Here is a 20,774-nt window from a genome sequence, read left to right as displayed (position 1 = left end):
TTTGCGGGCAGTTTACCGCAAAAACTGGTTCTAATTAATAGAAGTTAATATACTAATCACATCTTAGAACAAGAATAGAGCTACTATGAAACGATATTTCTCTCTCACACTGATTGCTGGCGCTGTGTTAGCTGGCTGTGCAACAACAAGTATTACACCTACCGATGTAACAAATGGTTACAACAGTATTAAAGCAGATGAACTTGCAGCGCACATTAAAGTGCTTGCCTCTGATGAATTTGGCGGTAGAGCGCCTTCATCTGAAGGTGAAAAACTAACCCTAGATTACTTAACTACTCAATTTAAAGCATTAGGGTTTGAACCTGGTAATGGTGATAGCTTTTTACAAGAAGTGCCGCTTGTTTCATTAGAAGCTGATTCAAATATGGTATTAAGTATTGGTGGTAAAGATTATCAATACAAAAAAGATATGGTTATGGGCAGTAGCCGCATTAGCGCACAAGAAGGGATTGAAAATTCAGAGCTTGTCTTCGTAGGTTACGGTGTAAATGCCCCTGAATATAACTGGAACGATTACGAAGGCCTAGACGTAAAAGGCAAAACTGTTGTAATGCTTGTTAACGATCCGGGTTTTGCTACAAAAGATCCTGCGTTATTTACCGGCGATGCAATGACCTACTACGGCCGTTGGACTTATAAATATGAAGAAGCGAGTCGTCAAGGTGCAGCCGGTGCTATTATCATTCACGAAACCGCCCCTGCGTCATACCCGTGGTCAGTTGTTGAAAACTCATGGAGCGGTGAGCAGTTTGGTTTTCAAAAAGAGAACAACAATATGGACCGCGTTGCGGTTGAAGGCTGGGTGACCACTGATGTAGCAAAAGAGTTATTTGCTAAAGCGGGTTTGGATTTTGAGACTGCAAAAGCCAATGCAGCTAAAGGTTCGTATAACGTTGACATGGGCGATTTAACTGCATCGGTTAATGTTAAAAATACAATTAAAAAATCGGTGTCGTATAACTTTATTGCCACGTTGCCGGGTAGCGAAAAAGCGGATGAACATGTTATTTATTCAGCGCATTGGGATCACCTAGGTACAGATACGACCCGTAAGGGCGACCAAATTTATAATGGGGCACACGATAACGCCACAGGCACTGCGGGGCTAATTGAGGTTGCAGAGGCATTTACTAAGCTGCCAAAGCACCCTACTCGCTCAATGACATTTTTAGCTGTTACGGCTGAAGAGCAAGGCTTACTTGGGTCTAAATACTACGCTGCTAACCCAGTTATTGCTGCCGATAAAACAGTCGCCAATATAAACATGGATAGCCTGAACTTATTAGGTAAAGTAAAAGACATGAGCGTAGTAGGTTTAGGAAAGTCGCAAATGGACGACCTACTAGCCAAAGCAGCAAAAGAGCAAGGTAGAACAATAGCGGGCGACCCTAAACCATCATCAGGTGGTTATTACCGCTCTGATCATTTTGCATTTGCAAACATGGGCATTCCGGCTATGTATGCAGGCGGCGGAACTGTTGCCGCTGATGAGGATACAGCAAATTATCGTAAACGTATGAGCTTAGTGCTACGTGGTTGTTACCATCAACCCTGTGACAGATACCGCGATGAGTGGGATTTATCGGGTGCGGTGCAAGACTTACAATTGTTTTATAAAGTAGGCTTTGATATTTCTGAGCAAGCACAATGGCCTGCATGGTACGAAAACTCAGAGTTTCAACGCAAATAATGCATTTAGCCTGAGCGTAGGTTATTTACCATCGAAAAACTCAAACTGAGCTATCGATTTAAATAGATGCAAATGATATTGATTATCATTTGCAAGGTGTATACAGTGTGTCCTAGTTAAAATAAAACTGGGGCACACTTATGATTTTACTCTCTCAAATAGGATTTATTACGCCAGCTTCCAAACGGTTTGTTAGCCAAAATAAACGCTTACTCCTACCACTTTTTTTATTGGTATGTTTAGCTGTTCCTAGTCTTCGCGAAATAACCATTACTGCTCTCAGTGATGCGTTTTTTCAGGTTAGTGTATTTGTAGCGGCTACGTTACTTATTTACTACTACGCAATAGAACATATCCCTCAATTAGAAATGAGCTACTTAAGCGCTAAATCTAAGTCGCTTGAAGTGCTGTTTGCATCCGTTCTTGGCGCTTTACCCGGCTGTGGTGGTGCAATTATTGTGGTTACTCAATACACTAAAGGCCAAGCAAGCTTTGGGGCTATTGTTGCTGTACTTACCGCCACAATGGGCGATGCTGCTTTTTTACTGCTTGCTACGCGCCCTACTGAAGGCTTAACAATAATGGCTATAGGTTTAGTGGTAGGCACGCTGTGTGGATTAATAGTTAATGCAATTCACAAACCTGATTTTTTACGTCCCAGCGCACAAGAGCAAAAACACCAAGTTAAAGTTTTGCCCACTAAAATAATAAAAATTAGCAAACCTGTGTGGATGTTTGCCATTATTCCAAGTTTAATCATTGCGTTTTTAATTGCATTTAATGTCAACTTTGATCAATTTGGTCAATATACCAGCACCGGTATTAGCTTATTTGGTGCAGCAATGGCACTGTTTACGGTTGTTATCTGGGCCTACTCTTCTAGAGGCGAAAGCTATAAAGAAGTAACCTCTGAAGACGATGAATGTAATCCGCCTTCAAAGCTTATAAAAGTATTACAAGATACCCATTTTGTAACTGCTTGGGTGGTGGCTTCGTTCATGCTGTTTGAAATATTAGTCAGTGTGGTAGGCCTTGATTTAAAAACCTGGTTTATGCACTACGCCTATTTAGCACCGTTAATTGCAGTCGTCATTGGTTTTTTACCTGGCTGTGGGCCACAAATAATTGTAACCACGCTTTATATACAGGGCATTATTCCTTTTAGTGCATTAGCTGCCAATGCGATTTCAAATGATGGCGATGCTTTGTTTCCTGCCATTGCAATGGCGCCAAAAGCGGCTGTAATTGCTACCTTGTATACCTCTATACCTGCTTTAGTTGTTGGTTACGGGCTTTACTTTTTAAGTTAACAGTTTAAAAAATCATAAGTACAAAAAAGCTCAGCAATTGCTGAGCTTTTTTAATGTTAGCGTATTATTTATACAGAAACAGGTTCAGCCGCTAACTCTTTTGGATTTGGGCCATAATCGTTCTCACCTTCATGTGAGTCTTGCGCAAGGAATACAATTATAACAATCCAGCCAATGATTGGCACTAACCAAAGTAGCTGCCACCAGCCAGAGCGGCCAGTATCGTGTAAACGGCGTGCGCCAGCGCTCAATTGAGGAATTAACAGTGCCAAGCTATAGATAGTACCAATTACAGCTACACCCATAAGCTCATCAACAACACCTAGTACTATGCTGATTAATAAATTTATTAAGTAAAACATCCAAAATGCTTTACGGCGATTGCGTCCTGAAAAATCTGCGTAGCTACGCAGCGCGTTCATATAATGTTCCATTACAATTCCTTAGTGTTAGTTTTTATATTCCCTAGCGGGTTTGTTTTATTACCTTTTAGTAACATTTGTATCTTAATTAAAAACACCGCGCTTTAAAACAAAAAACCAGCAAATTGCTGGTTTTTTTATAAGTTTAATTTTTAACTCATTGCCATCATCATTGCCGATGGGTTTTCTAAATACGATTTCCACAAATTATTAAAGCGAGCAATTGTACCGCCATCAATAACGCGGTGATCGCCTGACCAACTCACTTGCATAATAGCTTTGCTAACAACTTGGCCGCTTTCATCAAAGCGCGGTAAGTGTTGTAACTTCCCTAATGCTACAATAGCAACTTCTGGCTTATTAATAATCGGGGTCGCAATAGTGCCGCCAATTGCCCCAATATTTGAAATGCTAATGGTGCCCCCTTTTAAGTCATCTGGCGCTACGCGCCCCTCGCGTGCTGCATCAGTTAAGCTTGTTAAACTGTTTGCAACTTCAACAATACTCTTAGATTGGCACGATTTAATGTTAGGTACTAGCAAACCCACTTTTGAATCCACTGCTACCCCAATATTATGATCGTCATAGTAGGTAAGCTCAGTGCAATCATCATTTACTTTAGAATTAAGCACTGGGTACTCTTTCATCGCAAGCGATAACGCTTTGATAAAAAATGGCATCATAGTGAGTTTTACACCTTGCGCTTTATATTGCTCTTTTAAACTCGCTCGCAGGGCAATTAATTGCGTTAAGTCTATCTCGTCACTAAAGGTAAAGTGTGGGATTGTAGAGACCGAGGCCATCATTTGCTTTGCCATAGCCGCTTTAATGCCTTTAATTGGCTCTGCTCGCATACCACCGTTTTGTGTTTGTGGCGATTTTGGCTCTTTATTTTGAGTAACGCTGTTTTTAGTAGTAGCACTGCTAAGTGGTGATGTATCTATTGTGCTAGGTACCTCACCTTTAATAAATTCTTCTATGTCTTGTTTATAAATGCGGCCATTTTTACCGCTGCCCGGTACGCACGTTAAATCAACATCAAGCTCTCGCGCTTTGCGCCTTACAGCTGGAGAGGCAACCGCTTTTTTATTAACAACTTTATTTGCTGTTGTTTGCTGCGTTGCTACAGATTTATCTGCCGCTTTACTTTGTGCTTTTACAACGGCGTCGTTTACATCTACATTGGGTTTAGCTGTACTGCCGGCTATGCTCATTTGAAATAACGGGCTATGTACCTGAGCAATTTCACCTTTTTGATAGTAAAGCTTTTGCACTGTACCTGTGTATTTAGCCGGAATTTGTACCAGTGCTTTGTCGGTCATTACATCACACACAGCCTGATCTTCTTGTATTTCATCGCCTTCGGCCACTAGCCAATCAACTATCTCACACTCAACAATCCCCTCACCAATATCTGGAAGAATAAAATCTTCTAAATGCTCTGACGATGCGTTGTCGCTTTGTGTATTTTGCACTTGCTCTGTGTGTGTTTCATCGCTTTGGTTTTGCTCATCGGCTACATTCATAGCAAACAAGGGTGCATGAACCTGGGCTATCTCCCCTTTTTGATAATACAATTTAGTGATTACGCCATCGTGCACAGCCGGAATTTGCACCAGGGCTTTATCGGTCATCACGTCACAAATGGGTTGATCTTCTTTTACTGTGTCACCCTCTTGTATTAGCCATTCAACCACTTCGCACTCAACAATGCCTTCACCAATATCGGGTAATATAAAATCTTTAGCCATGGTATCCCCTAAAAATCCATTGATTGTTTAATTGCGGCCATTACTTTTAGCGCATCAGGCACATATTCTTTTTCAAGTGCTAATGGGTAAGGTGTATCTAACCCACATACTCGCATAATAGGTGACTCAAGGTGTAAAAAGCACTCTTGCTGAATAGTCGCCGCAATTTCGGCACCAAAGCCATTGGTAATAGGCGCTTCGTGGCTTATCACTAAACGTCCTGTTTTAGTGACCGACTTAGCAATTGTCTCAACATCCCAAGGTAATATGCTTCTAAGGTCAATCACCTCACAACTAATGCCTTGTTCATTGGCTTGTTTTGCTGCGTTTTCAACAATTTCCATTTGCGCGCCCCACGCAAGTACAGTGATATCTGTACCTTCTTGTACTACTTCTGCTTTACCCAGCTCAATGCTGTAATCATCCTCTGGTACTTCGCCGATAGAAGCGCGGTATAAACGTTTAGGCTCGAAGAAAATAACGGGGTTATCGTCTTTAATACTTGCTCGTAGTAACCCTTTTGCTTGGTACGGGTTACGCGGTACCACTATTTTTAGCCCTGGCGTATGGGCAAAGTATGCCTCTGGCGATTGTGAGTGATATAAGCCCCCCGCAATACCGCCACCATACGGTGTTCGTATCGTTAAATTGCCCACGTTAAATTCATTACCACTGCGGTATCTAAACTTGGCAGACTCATTAACTATTTGGTCAAATGCCGGAAAAATATAATCAGCAAATTGTATTTCAGCAAGTGCAGGCGCGCCAAACGCGGCTAAGCCATTGGCAAAACCTAAAATACCTTGCTCTGTAAGCGGTGTGTTAAATACACGGTGTTTACCGTACTTTTCTTGCAAACCTGAGGTCGCTCTAAAAACACCACCAAAATAGCCAACATCTTCCCCAAAAATACACGCCTGAGGGTGCTCATTCATGGTGATATCGAGCGCAGAATTAATTGCGTGTAGCATGTTCATTTTAGCCATTACTTAATTCTCCCTGCTGTGATTGGGTACGCATCTGGGTGCTGCTTTATATGTGCTTTTAAGTCGTTATATTGGCGCTCAAGTGAAGGAATTGGCGTATCGTAAACATCTGATATTAGCTCTTCAAGCGCTGGCTTTTGCACTTTTTCAGCACGTTTAAGGGCGGCTAAAATATCTTCACGAATAGTGTCTTTCGCTTTAGCATCGTCCTCTTCGTTTAACCACTCTTGTTTGATTAACCATTTTTTAAATTTATCAATTGGGCAAACTTTATGCGTGGCCTCTTCATCTTTTGAGCGGTAACCACTTGGATCATCTGAGGTTGAGTGAGCACCTAATCTGTACGCTATTGACTCAATTAATACCGGCTCGCCCTGCGTTGCTGCAATTTCGCGGGCCTTTTGTGTTGCTGCAAACACGGCTAATGCATCTGAGCCATCAACTCGTATGGTTTTAATGCCATACCCTACGCCTCGCGATGCTATACCATCGCCTTTAAATTGCTCATCTGCAGGTGTTGATATTGCATACCCGTTATTACGTGCAAAAAATATAACAGGGGCTTTGTGTACCGCAGCCATATTTAAACCCGCATGAAAGTCACCTTCAGATGCTGCTCCCTCACCAAAGTAACAAATAGTCACATTATCTATGGTGCTTGCAAGTTCGCCGGTTTTTGCGTCAATGTGTTTTACTTTTTGCCCGTAGGCATACCCTGTAGCTTGAGGAATTTGCGTACCGAGGGGCGATGATATGGTCATATAATTTAATTCTTTTGAACCATAATGAATCGGCATTTGGCGGCCTTTTCCTAAATCTAACTCATTAGAAAACATTTGATTCATAAATTGGTCAAGCGTAAATCCGCGGTAATGCAAAGCGGCTTGCTCGCGGTATTGCGCCATAATCATGTCATCTTGATCAAGTGCAGCAGCAGAGGCAGTAACAGCGGCTTCTTCACCTAAACATTGCATATAAAAGCTTACGCGGCCTTGGCGCTGCGCCCCTTGCATCCGCTCATCGAGTAGGCGAATAAAACGCATTGTTTCGTATAGTTTAATCGCTGTGTGTTTAGAAATAGTCGGTGCGGTAGCACTAGGATGAATGTCGCCGTCCTCAGTTAAAATACTAAGGGTTGGAATAGTTAGCGCATGACCGTCTATAAACTCGAGGTCGTGGTTAATATTCAGCGATACGTTATTTGGATTACTCATAACCTACCTTCTCTTGTTGTCTGTGATACAGCACCCCTTTTAAGTTTTTATTATGGGTGAGGCTTGCGAATAAACTTTGCAGCATCTGCGCTGTATTTAATTAAAGCTGCCACCACCTTACGTTAACGTAAGATGTTATTCAACAAGTGTAAGACGAAACAAAAGTAAAATACGATTAAAAAGATGGAAAGTTAACTGTACGCATTTATTAAACTAATAAAAACATACAGTTAAATATTTAAGATGAGTGGTCTGATGAGTTTTATTAGACGAAATTACTATCTACTTGCATAGGAATAACGGTAAGCAATGCCCTTTGCCCAAGCGCAACGTGCGCATTTGGAAAAATAATAGCTTCCCCTTCCACATCGGCATAATAAGGGGTATCGCCGTCTGTTGCTAGCAACTCACCTTTAGCAAACCCTGTGAAATTTTCTGCATCATCAGAAAACGGAAAGCTAAAGTCCTGCTGCGTTCTATTAATTGTGCGATGCACGGCAAACAGCTCAAAATCACTTGCATTAAATTGAGGGTATTGGACTTCTTTTTGGCTAATTAATGCAGTTAGCGTTTGCTTGGTTTTTGCAAAGCGAGCCATGTCGTTTTCACCAAACGGTTTAACTTGACCCAGTTCAACGGTAAATGAATCAGCGCCATGAACAAACGAAGAATAGTAACTGAATGTGGTTGCCGGTGATTTCATCATTAATACGGTATTTACACCGCAGCTAAGTAAAAATTGTAACTGTGATTTTTTCCATGGTTTACCATGAAGATAAGGATACACAGCGAATTTTTCATTTTTTGAGCCACGTATAGCAGTATGTAAATCATAATGATAACGTGCACTGCCTTGCTCACCTCGTGTAAAAAAGTCAGTTACATACTCTTCTAGTTTTGCTGCGCGTTTGCGCTCATCGTTCATTGGCACACCTTCAACAGTGTGGTGGCCGTTAAACAAACGGTTTAGGTTTTCTTCTACAAAACGCAGGCCAATATTTATTGATTTTGGATTACCAAATATAAAGAGCACACGCTGATTTAATGCAAGCTCACCTTTTATTATGGTTTTTATTAGCTCGTCACATATTTCTATAGGTGCGGTTTCGTTACCGTGTACAGCGCTTGAAAGCACAACATCTTTTGTTGTTGTACCCTGAGGTTGAAATTCAATAACGCCTGTATCGTGAACGGTTACGCGCGTGCCATTTTCTAAAGCAAATTCACTTGCCTCTAAATGCCATTCATTGTCGCGACTGAGTGTTAAAAAATCGCCGCTATTTATTAGTTCATTTAAATAATCTGGTTTGGCTAACATGATAAGCCCTTTTATAATGTGAGAGATACAAACAAAAACGGCTGAATAAATCAGCCGTTTTTAAATAGTGTAAGCCGTGTTAGCTGATCACAGAATCAACTAATTGCTTCGCTTCTTTTTCTAGTAGTGCTAAATGCTCTTCACCTTTGAAAGACTCAAGATAAATTTTATAAATATCTTCAGTACCAGAAGGACGAGCTGCAAACCAGCCGTTTTCAGTCACTACTTTTAAGCCGCCAATGGCCGCATCATTGCCAGGGGCATGAGTCAATTTTTGTAAAATAGGTTCGCCAGCTAATGTATCGGCTTTAACATCGCTTGCACTAAGTGCTTTTAAACGTGACTTTTGCGCACTGCTAGCAGGGGCATCTAAACGCTTATATAGTGGAGAGCCAAATTCTTGCTCTAGCTCTTTATAAAGCGCTGATGGTGTTTTACCTGTTACTGCGAGTATTTCAGCTGCAAGTAACCCCATTATAAAGCCGTCTTTGTCGGTACACCATACGCTGCCATCAAATCGTAAAAACGCAGCACCCGCACTTTCTTCGCCACCAAAGGCAAGTTTACCTTTGTTTAAGCCATCTACAAACCACTTAAAGCCAACCGGCACTTCTTTAACTTTACGCTCATTACGAGCTACTACGCGGTCAATCATTGAGCTAGAAACCAGCGTTTTGCCAATTTCTACACTGCTGTCCCAGTCGCGGTGTTTTAATAAATAATCAATCGCTACCGCTAAAAAGTGATTAGGATTCATTAATCCATCTGGGGTAACAATACCGTGGCGGTCGTAATCTGGGTCGTTGCCAATAGCAATATCAAAGTCGTCTTTTAATTTAATTAAATTAGCCATTGAGTAAGGTGATGAGCAATCCATACGGATTTTGCCATCTTTATCAAGTGGCATAAATGCAAAACGCGGATCAACACTGTCGTTTACTACGGTTAAATCTAAATTATATTTTTGCGCTATTAATGGCCAAAAGTTAATACCAGAGCCACCTAGCGGGTCAATACCTACTTTAATACCCGCATCGCTAACGGCTTTTAAATTAACGATATTTTCTAAGTCGTTAATGTATGGCGTCATTAGGTCTTCGTATTTAATAAACCCTGAACGCGATGCTTTAGCAAATGGAAACAGCTCAACTTCTACTAAATCTTCTAATAGTAATTGATTTGCTCTGTCTTCAATCCATTTAGTTACGTCGGTATCTGCTGGGCCACCGTTAGGTGGATTGTACTTAAAGCCACCGTCTTCTGGCGGGTTATGTGAAGGCGTTACCACAATACCATCGGCTAATTCGTTAGGATTTAATTTGTTATGGCAAACAATAGCATGGCTAATGACAGGGGTTGGCGTGTAATCGTGATTTTGCTGGGTAATTACTTGCACCTCATTAGCCACTAATACTTCTATGGCAGAGTTAAAAGCAGCTTCACTTAATGCATGCGTATCTTTACCTAAAAAAAGCGGACCAAAAATGTCATTTTGCTTTCTGTAGTCACAAATAGCTTGTGTAATGGCTAAAATATGAGATTCGTTAAACTTAACATCGTAAGAGCAACCACGGTGACCCGACGTACCAAAAGCAACACAATGCTCTGGGTTTTGCTCTAAGTCTGGCTCATTTAAATAATAAGCCGATACCAGTTTTGGTACGTTAACTAAAGTTGAATGTGGCGCAGTTTTCCCAGCACCTGAATGAATAGCCATGTTTATTTCCTTACAAGTAATCGCGAATTTCTTCTGCTTGCTCTGCTGAATAACCTAAGCACAGCGCAACCTCGTGTAGCATCATTTTTTTACGTGTCGTGTTTGAATTTGTCATTACCCAGTACTCACTGTCGGTAATGTTTTTAGGGTTCATACTACTGCCGCTATTAACTAAGTCTTCTTTGCTGGTTGCAAAGTAAACGCGGTCGCGCCCTTTTATATCAAGCACAGCACTAAACTCTTTTTTATGCGTTCTATAAAAAGCACTTAAAATAAATAAAAACCTGCCTACCACCCCTTTTTGCATTGCTAGTTCTTCTTTATTTAGAATATTAAATACATTAGCGTTTGTTTGCTTCACGGGTGTGACAACCTCTTGCTCTTGGCTGTCGTTAGTAGCTGGCGTGTCGTCAAGTGGGGCTTGAGTAGCTGTTTGGTTGTTTTGATTGTTCTTAGCAACGGGAGTGTTGTCATCACCGTTTAGATTTAATAAACGACGTAAAATAGTGGATGCGCTTTCGCCAATACTTTGTGTATTGCTAGCAATATACTGATATAACTCGTCGTCTATGTCGATTTGTTTCATGTTGTTCCTGTCATTACGGGCCACATTTTTTCTTTCCCCGTGATTATACCCAAACCAAATATAAATGCGAGTTACAACAAGCACTCGCACAAACATAACCTATAAACGCGCTAATAAAGGTGTGTTGATTATTTGCTTATAAACCCAATGTAGTAATTAACAGCTTTTAAAAGTACTACCCATATTATTATCTCCATTAGACTGGTAACACCAAAGAGCCCATAACTGGCGTAAAAATAAACTGTGTTACCCCATAAAAGGCGCGTGCAGAGCAGTTAACCGTTATATCTTTTGCTTTTTAGGGCAATGCTCGGCAAACTAAGCCAAAATTTTAGGAGGCGGTCATGCTATTAAACTATAAACAATACGGTGAAGGTCCGGATGTAGTGATCATTCATGGTTTATTTGGCTCTTTAGAAAACCTAAATGTTATTGCAAAACCATTGAGCGAGCACTTTAGGGTAACGAATGTAGATTTGCGTAACCATGGCGCTTCACCGCACAGTAATGAAATGAACTACCCTGCAATGGCCGCAGATATTGTTGAGCTAATGAACGCGTTAAATATTAACAATGCGCACCTGATTGGCCATTCAATGGGCGGTAAAGTGGCGATGGAAGTGGCGCTAATGCATAGCCAAAAAGTAAATAAGCTGGTGGTACTTGATATTGCCCCTGTGAGTTACCCTGCCCGCCACACACAAATTATTAATGCACTAAAAAAAGTGGCAACTAGCCAGGTTACTGATAGAAAACAAGCTGATGCTATTATGAGCGAGTACATTAATGAGCTAGGTGTTAGGCAGTTTTTACTAAAAAGCTTAGCTAAAAACGACGATGGACAGTACAAATGGCGATTTAATTTAGATGTACTTGATGAAAAATATTCGACAATCACAGCCAATGTTAATGAAAACAATTCTTGTTTGTGCGATACTTTGTTTATCAAAGGTAACGATTCTGATTACATACTGCCAGAATACCGCGATGAAATAACAAAGCGCTTTAAAAATACACGAGCAAAAATTATACACGGTGCAGGACATTGGCTTCATGCACAAAAACCCGCTGCAGTTAATAAAGCAATAAATGACTTTTTAACAGGGCTTTAATGCAATTTTAATCATGTGTTTTTGGTTATCCGTACTAAATTAATGCATATTTATATGCTATAGTACGCGCCGTTTAATTTAAAGGTTATACGTTGATGGTCAGTCAGTTTATTAACGAATTTGATACCCTAGGGTTGTACTTTGGCTTAGCCGGTATTTTTGTATTCATCGGCCTGGCAATTAAAGACGTACTTAATAGTGGTAACGTACCTAAGTTTGGTCGCTACATTGTGTGGGGCGTCCTCTTTTTAGGGTGTTCTGGCTTTATTGCGAAAGGACTTATACAAGTTTTTTGGCAAGGTGCAGGTGTAGGTTAGGCATGGCGAAGTCAGAAACAGATAGAACAACTCCCGATTTATTTGAATACGAAAAGCGCCCAGGCAGGCCTAAAACGAACCCTTTACCAAGGGATATGCAGTTAAAGGTTAATAAACGTAATCAAATAAAACGAGATAAAGCACGCGGTTTAAAGCGTGTAGAATTTAAAGTTTCATCACAGTTATATCAGGCACTGAGTGATATGGCAGATGCACAAAATATTAGCCGTAGTGCGCTGATTGAAACAATTTTACAAGAAAGATTGGCTATTGATAGATAAAAGGTTTGAAGTCCATGGCAAGTGTAGGCATTTTTTTCGGAAGTGACACAGGTAATACAGAACACGTAGCAAAAATGATCCAAAAAGAATTGGGTAAAAAGCTTGTGGCTGTACACGACATTGCAAAAAGCTCTAAAGAAGAGATTGCAGAGTTCGATTTAATCTTATTCGGTATTCCTACTTGGTACTACGGTGAAGCACAATGTGATTGGGATGACTTTTTCCCTGAGCTTGAAGAAGTAGACTTTGAAGGTAAGCTAGTGGCTATTTTTGGTTGTGGCGACCAAGAAGACTACGCAGAATACTTTTTAGACGCTATGGGTATGATCAACGATATCGTTACCGAGCGCGGTGCTATTGTGGTTGGTCATTGGTCTAGTGAAGGCTACGACTTTGAAGCATCTAAAGGTATGGCTGATGATACGCACTTTGTAGGCTTAGGTATTGATGAAGACCGCCAACCTGAATTAACAGAACAACGTGTTAAAGCATGGTGCGCACAAGTATATGATGAAATGTGCTTAAGCGAACTAGCAGACTAACCTCCCCCCCCCTTTTATCGCTAACTGTTTAAATAATTATCAAACAGTTAGCGACTTTAGAATTAATAGCAAAATTGATCAATTGTTCTTTGCACTCAGTGCTTAGGCGCGTTATCCTTGTTATTGCTAATGTGTCGTGTGCATCTGTAAGAGATGTCTAGTATAACCAAACAAATTTGAGACAGATTTAATGACTGATCATAACTTGGAACTTAAAAAAGCCGGTTTAAAAGTAACTTTACCGCGTATTAAAATCTTAGAAATTCTACAATCTCCAGATAACCAACACATCAGCGCTGAAGATGTATACAAAATTCTTTTAGATTTAGGTGAAGAAATTGGTCTTGCGACTGTTTACCGTGTATTAAACCAATTTGATGACGCAGGTATTGTAAGCCGTCACCATTTTGAAGGCGGAAAGTCAGTATTTGAACTTTCTGGCAGCACTCACCACGACCACCTAGTGTGTTTAAAATGTGGTAAAGTTGTTGAATTTGAAGATGACTTAATTGAACGTCGCCAGTTAGAAATAGCCGAAGAAAACGGTATTACACTAACAAATCACTCTTTATACCTATACGGTGAGTGTCAAGACAAAGCAGCGTGTAAAGCATTTAGCGATTCAAATAGCTAATAACGCGCTATAGTAATAAAAAAACCTGCTATTGCAGGTTTTTTTGTGCTTAAAATTAAACATTTAAACTATGTTTAATACCAATTTGCAATAATAATATATTATGCAAATTGGTATTTTAAAGCGTTACTGCTTCTCGATTTTAGCCCATGAATCTCTAAGACCAACCGTTTGGTTGAATACTAAATTTTCTGACTTTGTATCACGTGAGAAATAGCCAGTACGCTCAAACTGGAAGCCTTGAGCCGGTTCGGCTTTAGCAAGCGATGCTTCTAGTTTTGCATTTTCTAATACAACTAACGAATCAGGGTTAAGTGTTGATTCGAACTCTTCAGCTGCACCTGGGTTTGGTACATTAAATAAACGGTCATACAATCTAACTTCTGCATTAACCGACTCAGGCGCAGAAACCCAATGAATAACCCCTTTTACTTTACGACCGTCACTTGGGTTTTTACCTAGTGTTTCGTTGTCGTAAGTACAGTAAATAGTGGTAATTTCACCATTTTCATCTTTTTCTACACGCTGGGCTTTAATTACATAAGCACCACGTAAGCGTACTTCTTTATCAAGTACTAAGCGTTTAAATTTATTATTCGCTTCTTCGCGGAAATCTTCACGCTCAATGAAAAGCTCACGAGTAAACGGTACTTCACGACGCCCCATTTCTTCTTTATTAGGGTGGTTAGCTACCGACAATGTCTCTACTTTATCTGCATCAAAGTTTTCTATTACAACTTTAACTGGATCGAGTACTGCCATTGCACGTGGTGCGTTTTCATTTAAGTCTTCACGGATACACGCTTCAAGCATGCCCATTTCAACCATGTTTTCTTGCTTAGTCACACCGATACGTAAACAGAACTCACGTATTGAAGCCGGTGTATAACCACGACGACGTAAACCAGCAATAGTTGGCATACGTGGGTCATCCCACCCTTCTACATAGTTATTTACAACTAAGTCGTTTAGCTTACGCTTAGACATAATTGTATATTCAAGATTTAAGCGCGAAAACTCAATTTGCTGTGGGTGGCATTCAAGGCTGATATTATCAAGTACCCAGTCGTATAAACGACGGTTATCTTGAAACTCAAGTGTACACAATGAATGGGTTATCCCTTCAAGCGCATCAGAAATACAATGTGTGAAGTCATACATTGGGTAAATGCACCACTTGTCGCCTGTTTGATGGTGATGAGCAAAACGAACGCGGTAAATAATTGGATCGCGAAGCACCATAAATGAGCTTGCCATATCAATTTTAGCGCGAAGAACACACTCACCTTCTTTGAATTCACCCGCGCGCATTTTTTCAAACAATGCGAGGTTTTCTTCTATTGAGGTGTCTCTGTATGGGCTGTTTTTACCCGGCTCTTTTAACGTACCTCGATACTCGCGTGCTTGATCGGCCGTTAAAAAACAAACGTACGCTAAGCCTTTTTCAATAAGCTCTACTGCATAGCCGTATAGGGTATCAAAATAGTTTGACGAATATTTTATCTCACCACTCCAGTTGAAGCCTAACCACTGCACGTCTTCTTTGATTGAATTAACGTAGTTAATATCTTCTTTTTCTGGGTTTGTATCATCAAAACGTAGGTTACATAAACCATCGTAATCTTTTGCAATGCCAAAATTCAAACAAATTGATTTTGCATGGCCAATATGTAAAAAGCCATTTGGTTCAGGTGGAAAACGTGTATGCGTAGTTGCATGTTTGCCACTTGCTAAATCTTCATCAATTCGAGTTCTTATAAAGTTACTTGGGCGATTCTCAATTTCCGCCATAGGAGTGCGATCCTCTGAATATTCGTGATAACAAAACTAATGCATTATTACAAAAACAAACACTAACATACAGCACTAGATGCGGGTTTATTCTAGTTATTATGGCAATGGTGCATTAGTTTATTACTTAAATTTGTTTTAGCGCAATATTTGAGTCATGAAAGGCATTTATAGTACCTAAACTTAAGCTCCTTAAAAGGATTCAAAGATGGCCAGTTCTACACAACACAGAGTTTATATACCAACAAATGCGCGAGCTAATCACTATTTACTCGCTGAAATAACACCCACTGATGACTTTTACACTAGTTTTAGCGATATCGATAGTTGCTATACCCGCATTGCCAAGCAACTATTTGCAAGCTGTGATGAATACGAGCTACATAATGTACACCTACTCGCTAACGACAAATTACCCGTTGTCAGATTTCATGATGAGTCGTATCAATTAGAAACAGCTAAGCAAATGTTGTTTTTTTACAACCCGCGTTACCACGAGGCGCACAAACTACACTACACCCCTACTTTTAAAAGTAAAAAAATTCGCTTGTTATTTTTAGCCACCGGTGATGATTTACGCGCAAGCTCGGCACAATTTCACAGCAGGGTGCAAAAAGTGTTAGATAATTTACAAACACAATTATTTATTGAACAACCCCAGTTTAAGCTTCGCGATCATCAGCATTTAACCTATGACTTATTTGCCAAGAGCAAAGGCTGTAACCAAAGTTACGGCTACAAACTTAGAAGCCTATACCCCCGTTATTTAGCTCGCCAATGTAAAATACCCGCCGAGCATGCAGAAATGACCTATGCAACGTTTTCTATACCGGTTTCACGCGGCATTAAAACGCAATTTCAAAGCTTAATAAATAAAAATAATTACACTGAGTTTTATAACTACTTTGCCCAATCATTTAAAGGGTGCTGCGAGCGATACGAATTATCTCACGGCGCTATGGTTGCTAATGGTGCAAGGCCCATAGTGCGTAATAGCCAAATAGATAAAAATGATGGGAATGCAGAATTACAAAAAATAAGTTTTGATGTGAATGGCACAGCCACGCAAATACATATTTTTTTCAATGCTGAAAAGTTGGTAGAGTCACTACACTTTGTGATTGTTGCCACCCATAAAGATAAACATGAAATGGGCTACGGCCGCTTTATGAATCAAATAGAAAAAACAATACATGCTATGTGCTCAGAGCTGGCAATAAATAAAGAACGACAAGATTTATCAGTACGGTTTTTTCAACACATTAGTTACCCATACTAATTTTTAAGCCAATAACAAAAAGGCTCGCAAATGCGAGCCTTTTTAAAGATTAAGCAAACTGATTACCAGCCTGTTTTCTCTTTAAGTGCTTTACCGATATCAGCAAGTGAACGTACAGTTTGTACGCCAGCAGCTTCTAGTGCAGCAAATTTCTCATCAGCAGTACCTTTACCGCCTGCGATGATTGCGCCAGCGTGACCCATACGCTTACCTTCTGGTGCAGTTACACCAGCAATGTACGAAACAACAGGCTTAGTTACGTTAGCTTTAATGTACTCTGCAGCTTCTTCTTCTGCAGTACCACCAATTTCACCAATCATTACAATTGCTTCAGTTTGTGGATCTTTTTCGAACATTTCTAGCACGTCGATAAAGTTAGTACCTGGGATTGGGTCGCCACCAATACCAACACACGTAGACTGACCAAAACCAGCGTCTGTAGTTTGTTTAACCGCTTCGTACGTTAAAGTACCAGAGCGAGAAACAATACCTACTTTACCAGGCTTGTGGATGTGACCAGGCATGATACCAATCTTAGTCTCACCAGGAGTGATAACACCTGGACAGTTAGGACCGATCATACGAACACCAGAGTTATCAAGCTTAACTTTAACGTCAACCATGTCTAGTGTTGGGATACCTTCAGTGATACAAACAATTAGCTCGATGCCCGCATCGATAGCTTCTAAGATTGCATCTTTACAGAACGGTGCTGGTACGTAGATAACTGACGCTGTTGCGCCTGTTTCTTTAACTGCATCGCGTACTGTGTTGAATACTGGAAGACCAAGGTGCGTTTGACCGCCTTTACCTGGGCTTACACCACCAACCATTTGTGTACCGTACTCAAGCGCTTGCTCAGAGTGGAAAGTACCTTGGCCACCAGTGAAACCTTGACAGATAACTTTTGTATCTTTATTGATTAATACAGACATTATTTGCCCTCCGCAGCAGCTACAACTTTCTCAGCAGCGTCTGTTAGTGATTCAGCAGCGATGATATCTAGGCCAGAGTTCTTAAGAACGTCACGACCTAATTCAGCGTTAGTACCTTCTAAACGTACAACTACAGGCACGTTTACACCTACTTCTTTAACTGCGCCAATGATACCTTCAGCAATCATGTCACAACGTACGATACCACCAAAGATGTTAACTAAAACAGCTTTTACGTTATCGTCAGAAAGGATGATTTTGAATGCTTCAGAAACACGCTCTTTAGTCGCGCCGCCACCAACATCTAGGAAGTTAGCTGGCTTGCCGCCGTGTAGGTTTACGATGTCCATAGTACCCATCGCTAGGCCTGCACCGTTAACCATACAACCTACGTTACCATCTAGTGCTACGTAGTTAAGCTCGAAGCTTGCTGCGTGAGCTTCACGTGCATCTTCTTGAGATGGATCATGCATTTCACGGATTTTTGGTTGACGGTAAAGTGCATTACCATCGATACCGATTTTGCCGTCAAGACAGTGAAGGTTACCTTCGTCTGTGATTACTAACGGGTTGATTTCAAGAAGAGCGAAATCAAAATCGTTGAACATGTTGCCAAGACCCATAAAGATCTTAACGAACTGCTTCATTTGTGTAGGGTTAAGACCCAGTTTAAAACCTAACTCACGTGCTTGGTAAGCTTGAGGACCCACTAATGGATCGATCTCTGCTTTGTGGATAAGCTCTGGAGTTTCTTCAGCAACAGTTTCAATTTCAACACCGCCTTCAGTAGACGCCATGAAAACAACTTTGCGAGAAGCACGGTCAACAACTGCACCTAAGTACAATTCGTTAGCGATATCTGTACAGCTTTCTACTAAAATTTTAGCAACAGGCTGACCATTTTCGTCTGTTTGGTAAGTAACTAAGTTTTTACCTAACCAGTTTGCAGCGAATTCTTTTACTTCTTCGATTGTTTTAACTAGCTTAACACCGCCAGCTTTACCACGGCCACCTGCGTGAACCTGAGTTTTAACAACCCACATATCACCGCCAATTTTTTCGGCAGCTGCTGCAGCTTCTTCAGGTGTATCGCAAGCGAAACCTTGAGAAACTGGTAAACCATATTCGGCAAAAAGTTGTTTTGCCTGATACTCATGCAAATTCATGATGCTTTATCCAATTTTTTATACTAAAAGAGCTGAATATTTATGCAAATAAACAGCTATCCCAAATTGCGCACCTAGTATAGATCCCAAGGCTTAACATGAAAACCCCAGTAACACCAAAGGCGCAAAAAAAAAGCTGTGAATTGTCATTCACAGCTTATATTTCATACTACTCGATTAAACATCCAGTAATAAGCGAGTTGGATCTTCAAGTAACTCTTTAATAGTCACTAAGAAACCAACAGATTCTTTACCATCGATTTGGCGGTGATCGTAAGATAGTGCCAAATACATCATAGGAAGAATTTCAACTTTACCATTTACAGCCATAGGACGCTCTTGGATTTTGTGCATACCCAAGATTGATGACTGTGGTAAGTTAATAATAGGCGTAGAAAGTAACGAACCAAATACACCACCGTTAGTAATGGTAAAGTTACCACCTGTCATATCGTCAAGTGTTAGTTTACCGTCACGGCCTTTAAGGGCTAATTCACGAATACCTTTCTCAATTTCAGCAACAGATAGTTTGTCGCAATCTTTAAGTACTGGTGTAACTAAACCACGTGGTGTAGATACAGCGATGCTGATATCAAAGTAATTGTGGTAAACAATATCGTCACCATCAATTGATGCATTTACGTCAGGGAAACGCTTAAGTGCTTCAGTTACTGCTTTCACGTAGAAAGACATAAAGCCTAAACGAATACCGTGACGCTTCTCGAATACTTCTTGGTATTGCTTACGAAGGTCCATGATAGGTTTCATGTTTACTTCGTTAAACGTAGTTAACATTGCTGTTGAGTTTTTCGCTTCTAATAAACGATTAGCAATGGTTTTACGTAAGCGCGTCATTGGTACACGTTTTTGTGTACGGTCACCCATCGGTGCAGCAGGTGCTGAAGCGGCTTCTTTTTTAGCAGCTGGAGCAGGTGCTTTTAAGAAAGTATCAACGTCTTCTTTAGTTACACGGCCATTTTTACCTGTGCCTTTAATTTTAGACGCATCAAGCCCTTTTTCAGCGATTAAACGACGTACAGACGGCGTTAACACATCTGAGCTATCGTTAGACTCACTTGCAGCAGGCGCTTCTTCTGCTTTAGCAGCAGGTGCTGCTGGAGCGCCGCCCGCTTTAACGTTACCAATAACTTGTTCGCCAAGTACAGTATCGCCTTCTGCGTTTAGTTGCTCGCCCATGATACCGTCTTCTTGAGCTACTACTTCAAGAACAACTTTATCAGTTTCAATATCTACCAAGTTTTGGTCGCGAGTTACCGCTTCACCTGGTTGTACATGCCATGTAGCAATTGTTGCGTCTGCAACTGATTCTGGAAGTACAGGTACTTTAATGTCCACTTCTTTACCTTCTGATGCTGGAGCTGATTGCGCCGCAGGCGCGTCTTCTGATTTTTCAGGTGCGGCTTCTTCTTTAGCCGGAGCACTGTCACTTGCTGGTGCTGCATCAGCATCACCAAGTAAACCGATAACTTGGTCGCCAAGTACCGTTGCACCTTCTTCTTGTGATATTTCAGTAATTACACCGTCATTTTGTGCAACCACTTCTAAAACCACTTTATCTGTTTCAATGTCTACTAAGTTTTGGTCACGGCTTACTTTGTCGCCTACACTTACATGCCATGTAGCAACGGTAGCATCTGCAACCGACTCAGGAAGAACAGGAACTTTAATTTCTGTGCTCATT

Annotated in this window: 19 protein-coding genes; 8 read left to right on the top strand and 11 right to left on the bottom strand. The window is 40.7% G+C overall.

Annotated elements, in window-relative coordinates; genetic code table 11:
• The first annotated feature begins 85 nt into the window (after positions 1–85).
• Positions 86–1,711, top strand: coding sequence for a M28 family metallopeptidase (locus tag MTF64_RS06490; protein ID WP_248450932.1), 1,626 nt, complete (start codon positions 86–88; stop codon positions 1,709–1,711).
• Between the two features lie 140 nt (positions 1,712–1,851).
• Complete coding sequence (locus MTF64_RS06485; RefSeq protein ID WP_248450931.1) at positions 1,852–3,021, top strand: putative manganese transporter; 1,170 nt, start codon at positions 1,852–1,854, stop codon at positions 3,019–3,021.
• 68 nt (positions 3,022–3,089) lie between these two features.
• Here MTF64_RS06485 and MTF64_RS06480 read toward each other — a convergent pair whose 3' ends face one another.
• From MTF64_RS06480 to seqA, 7 genes are all read right to left on the bottom strand, one after another.
• Positions 3,090–3,455, bottom strand: coding sequence for a DUF805 domain-containing protein (locus MTF64_RS06480; protein WP_054982556.1), 366 nt, complete (start codon positions 3,453–3,455; stop codon positions 3,090–3,092).
• Between the two features lie 140 nt (positions 3,456–3,595).
• Complete coding sequence (locus tag MTF64_RS06475; RefSeq protein WP_248450930.1) at positions 3,596–5,194, bottom strand: dihydrolipoyllysine-residue acetyltransferase; 1,599 nt, start codon at positions 5,192–5,194, stop codon at positions 3,596–3,598.
• Positions 5,195–5,202: 8 nt separating this feature from the next.
• The gene (locus MTF64_RS06470; RefSeq protein WP_248450929.1) at positions 5,203–6,180 is read right to left on the bottom strand and encodes an alpha-ketoacid dehydrogenase subunit beta; all 978 of its coding nucleotides are present in this window, start codon (positions 6,178–6,180) and stop codon (positions 5,203–5,205) included.
• On the bottom strand, positions 6,180–7,394 hold the full coding sequence (locus MTF64_RS06465) for a thiamine pyrophosphate-dependent dehydrogenase E1 component subunit alpha (protein WP_004586667.1): 1,215 nt from the start codon (positions 7,392–7,394) through the stop codon (positions 6,180–6,182). Before MTF64_RS06465 ends, MTF64_RS06470 begins: the two co-directional genes overlap by 1 nt.
• A 265-nt stretch (positions 7,395–7,659) precedes the next feature.
• Positions 7,660–8,712, bottom strand: coding sequence for a succinylglutamate desuccinylase (astE, locus tag MTF64_RS06460; RefSeq protein WP_029773602.1), 1,053 nt, complete (start codon positions 8,710–8,712; stop codon positions 7,660–7,662).
• Positions 8,713–8,791: 79 nt separating this feature from the next.
• On the bottom strand, positions 8,792–10,429 hold the full coding sequence (gene pgm / locus MTF64_RS06455; protein ID WP_004586669.1) for a phosphoglucomutase (alpha-D-glucose-1,6-bisphosphate-dependent): 1,638 nt from the start codon (positions 10,427–10,429) through the stop codon (positions 8,792–8,794).
• A gap of 10 nt (positions 10,430–10,439) precedes the next feature.
• Positions 10,440–11,015: a replication initiation negative regulator SeqA gene (gene seqA / locus MTF64_RS06450; protein WP_024033550.1), complete on the bottom strand. Its 576-nt coding sequence runs from the start codon at positions 11,013–11,015 to the stop codon at positions 10,440–10,442.
• Positions 11,016–11,359: 344 nt separating this feature from the next.
• Here seqA and MTF64_RS06445 point away from each other — a divergent pair, with 344 nt between their 5' ends.
• The 5 genes from MTF64_RS06445 to fur all read left to right on the top strand — a co-directional run bounded on the left by MTF64_RS06445 (position 11,360) and on the right by fur (position 13,901).
• Entirely contained in the window at positions 11,360–12,127 is a 768-nt protein-coding gene (locus MTF64_RS06445; protein ID WP_055253688.1) for an alpha/beta fold hydrolase, read from the top strand.
• A 95-nt stretch (positions 12,128–12,222) separates the two neighbouring features.
• The gene (locus MTF64_RS06440; RefSeq protein WP_004586672.1) at positions 12,223–12,444 is read left to right on the top strand and encodes a DUF2788 domain-containing protein; all 222 of its coding nucleotides are present in this window, start codon (positions 12,223–12,225) and stop codon (positions 12,442–12,444) included.
• 2 nt (positions 12,445–12,446) lie between these two features.
• Positions 12,447–12,725 carry a LexA regulated protein gene (gene ybfE, locus MTF64_RS06435; protein ID WP_004586673.1) on the top strand — a complete coding sequence of 93 codons (279 nt, stop codon included), beginning with the start codon at positions 12,447–12,449 and terminating at the stop codon, positions 12,723–12,725.
• Positions 12,726–12,739: 14 nt separating this feature from the next.
• Positions 12,740–13,267, top strand: coding sequence for a flavodoxin FldA (fldA, locus tag MTF64_RS06430; RefSeq protein ID WP_004586674.1), 528 nt, complete (start codon positions 12,740–12,742; stop codon positions 13,265–13,267).
• A gap of 190 nt (positions 13,268–13,457) precedes the next feature.
• Complete coding sequence (fur, locus tag MTF64_RS06425; RefSeq protein WP_004586675.1) at positions 13,458–13,901, top strand: ferric iron uptake transcriptional regulator; 444 nt, start codon at positions 13,458–13,460, stop codon at positions 13,899–13,901.
• 126 nt (positions 13,902–14,027) lie between these two features.
• Here fur and glnS read toward each other — a convergent pair whose 3' ends face one another.
• On the bottom strand, positions 14,028–15,692 hold the full coding sequence (gene glnS / locus MTF64_RS06420; protein ID WP_248450928.1) for a glutamine--tRNA ligase: 1,665 nt from the start codon (positions 15,690–15,692) through the stop codon (positions 14,028–14,030).
• A 208-nt stretch (positions 15,693–15,900) separates the two neighbouring features.
• Between glnS and MTF64_RS06415 the strand changes: the two genes are divergently transcribed.
• Positions 15,901–16,971 carry a DUF3083 family protein gene (locus MTF64_RS06415; RefSeq protein WP_138611479.1) on the top strand — a complete coding sequence of 357 codons (1,071 nt, stop codon included), beginning with the start codon at positions 15,901–15,903 and terminating at the stop codon, positions 16,969–16,971.
• Between the two features lie 62 nt (positions 16,972–17,033).
• Here MTF64_RS06415 and sucD read toward each other — a convergent pair whose 3' ends face one another.
• The 3 genes from sucD to odhB all read right to left on the bottom strand — a co-directional run bounded on the left by sucD (position 17,034) and on the right by odhB (position 20,773).
• Complete coding sequence (sucD, locus tag MTF64_RS06410; protein WP_004586678.1) at positions 17,034–17,906, bottom strand: succinate--CoA ligase subunit alpha; 873 nt, start codon at positions 17,904–17,906, stop codon at positions 17,034–17,036.
• Positions 17,906–19,072 carry an ADP-forming succinate--CoA ligase subunit beta gene (gene sucC / locus MTF64_RS06405; RefSeq protein ID WP_004586679.1) on the bottom strand — a complete coding sequence of 389 codons (1,167 nt, stop codon included), beginning with the start codon at positions 19,070–19,072 and terminating at the stop codon, positions 17,906–17,908. The genes sucD and sucC overlap by 1 nt, the downstream gene beginning before the upstream one ends.
• 177 nt (positions 19,073–19,249) lie before the next feature.
• Positions 19,250–20,773, bottom strand: coding sequence for a 2-oxoglutarate dehydrogenase complex dihydrolipoyllysine-residue succinyltransferase (gene odhB / locus MTF64_RS06400; RefSeq protein WP_024033546.1), 1,524 nt, complete (start codon positions 20,771–20,773; stop codon positions 19,250–19,252).
• Between the last annotated feature and the right edge of the window lies 1 nt (position 20,774).

Origin of the sequence: Pseudoalteromonas sp. 2CM41L (assembly GCF_023161905.1) — a bacterium.
GTDB lineage: Bacteria > Pseudomonadota > Gammaproteobacteria > Enterobacterales > Alteromonadaceae > Pseudoalteromonas > Pseudoalteromonas atlantica.
The sequence above is the reverse complement of the archived record's forward strand: the minus strand, read 5'-3'. Positions and strand labels throughout refer to the sequence as shown.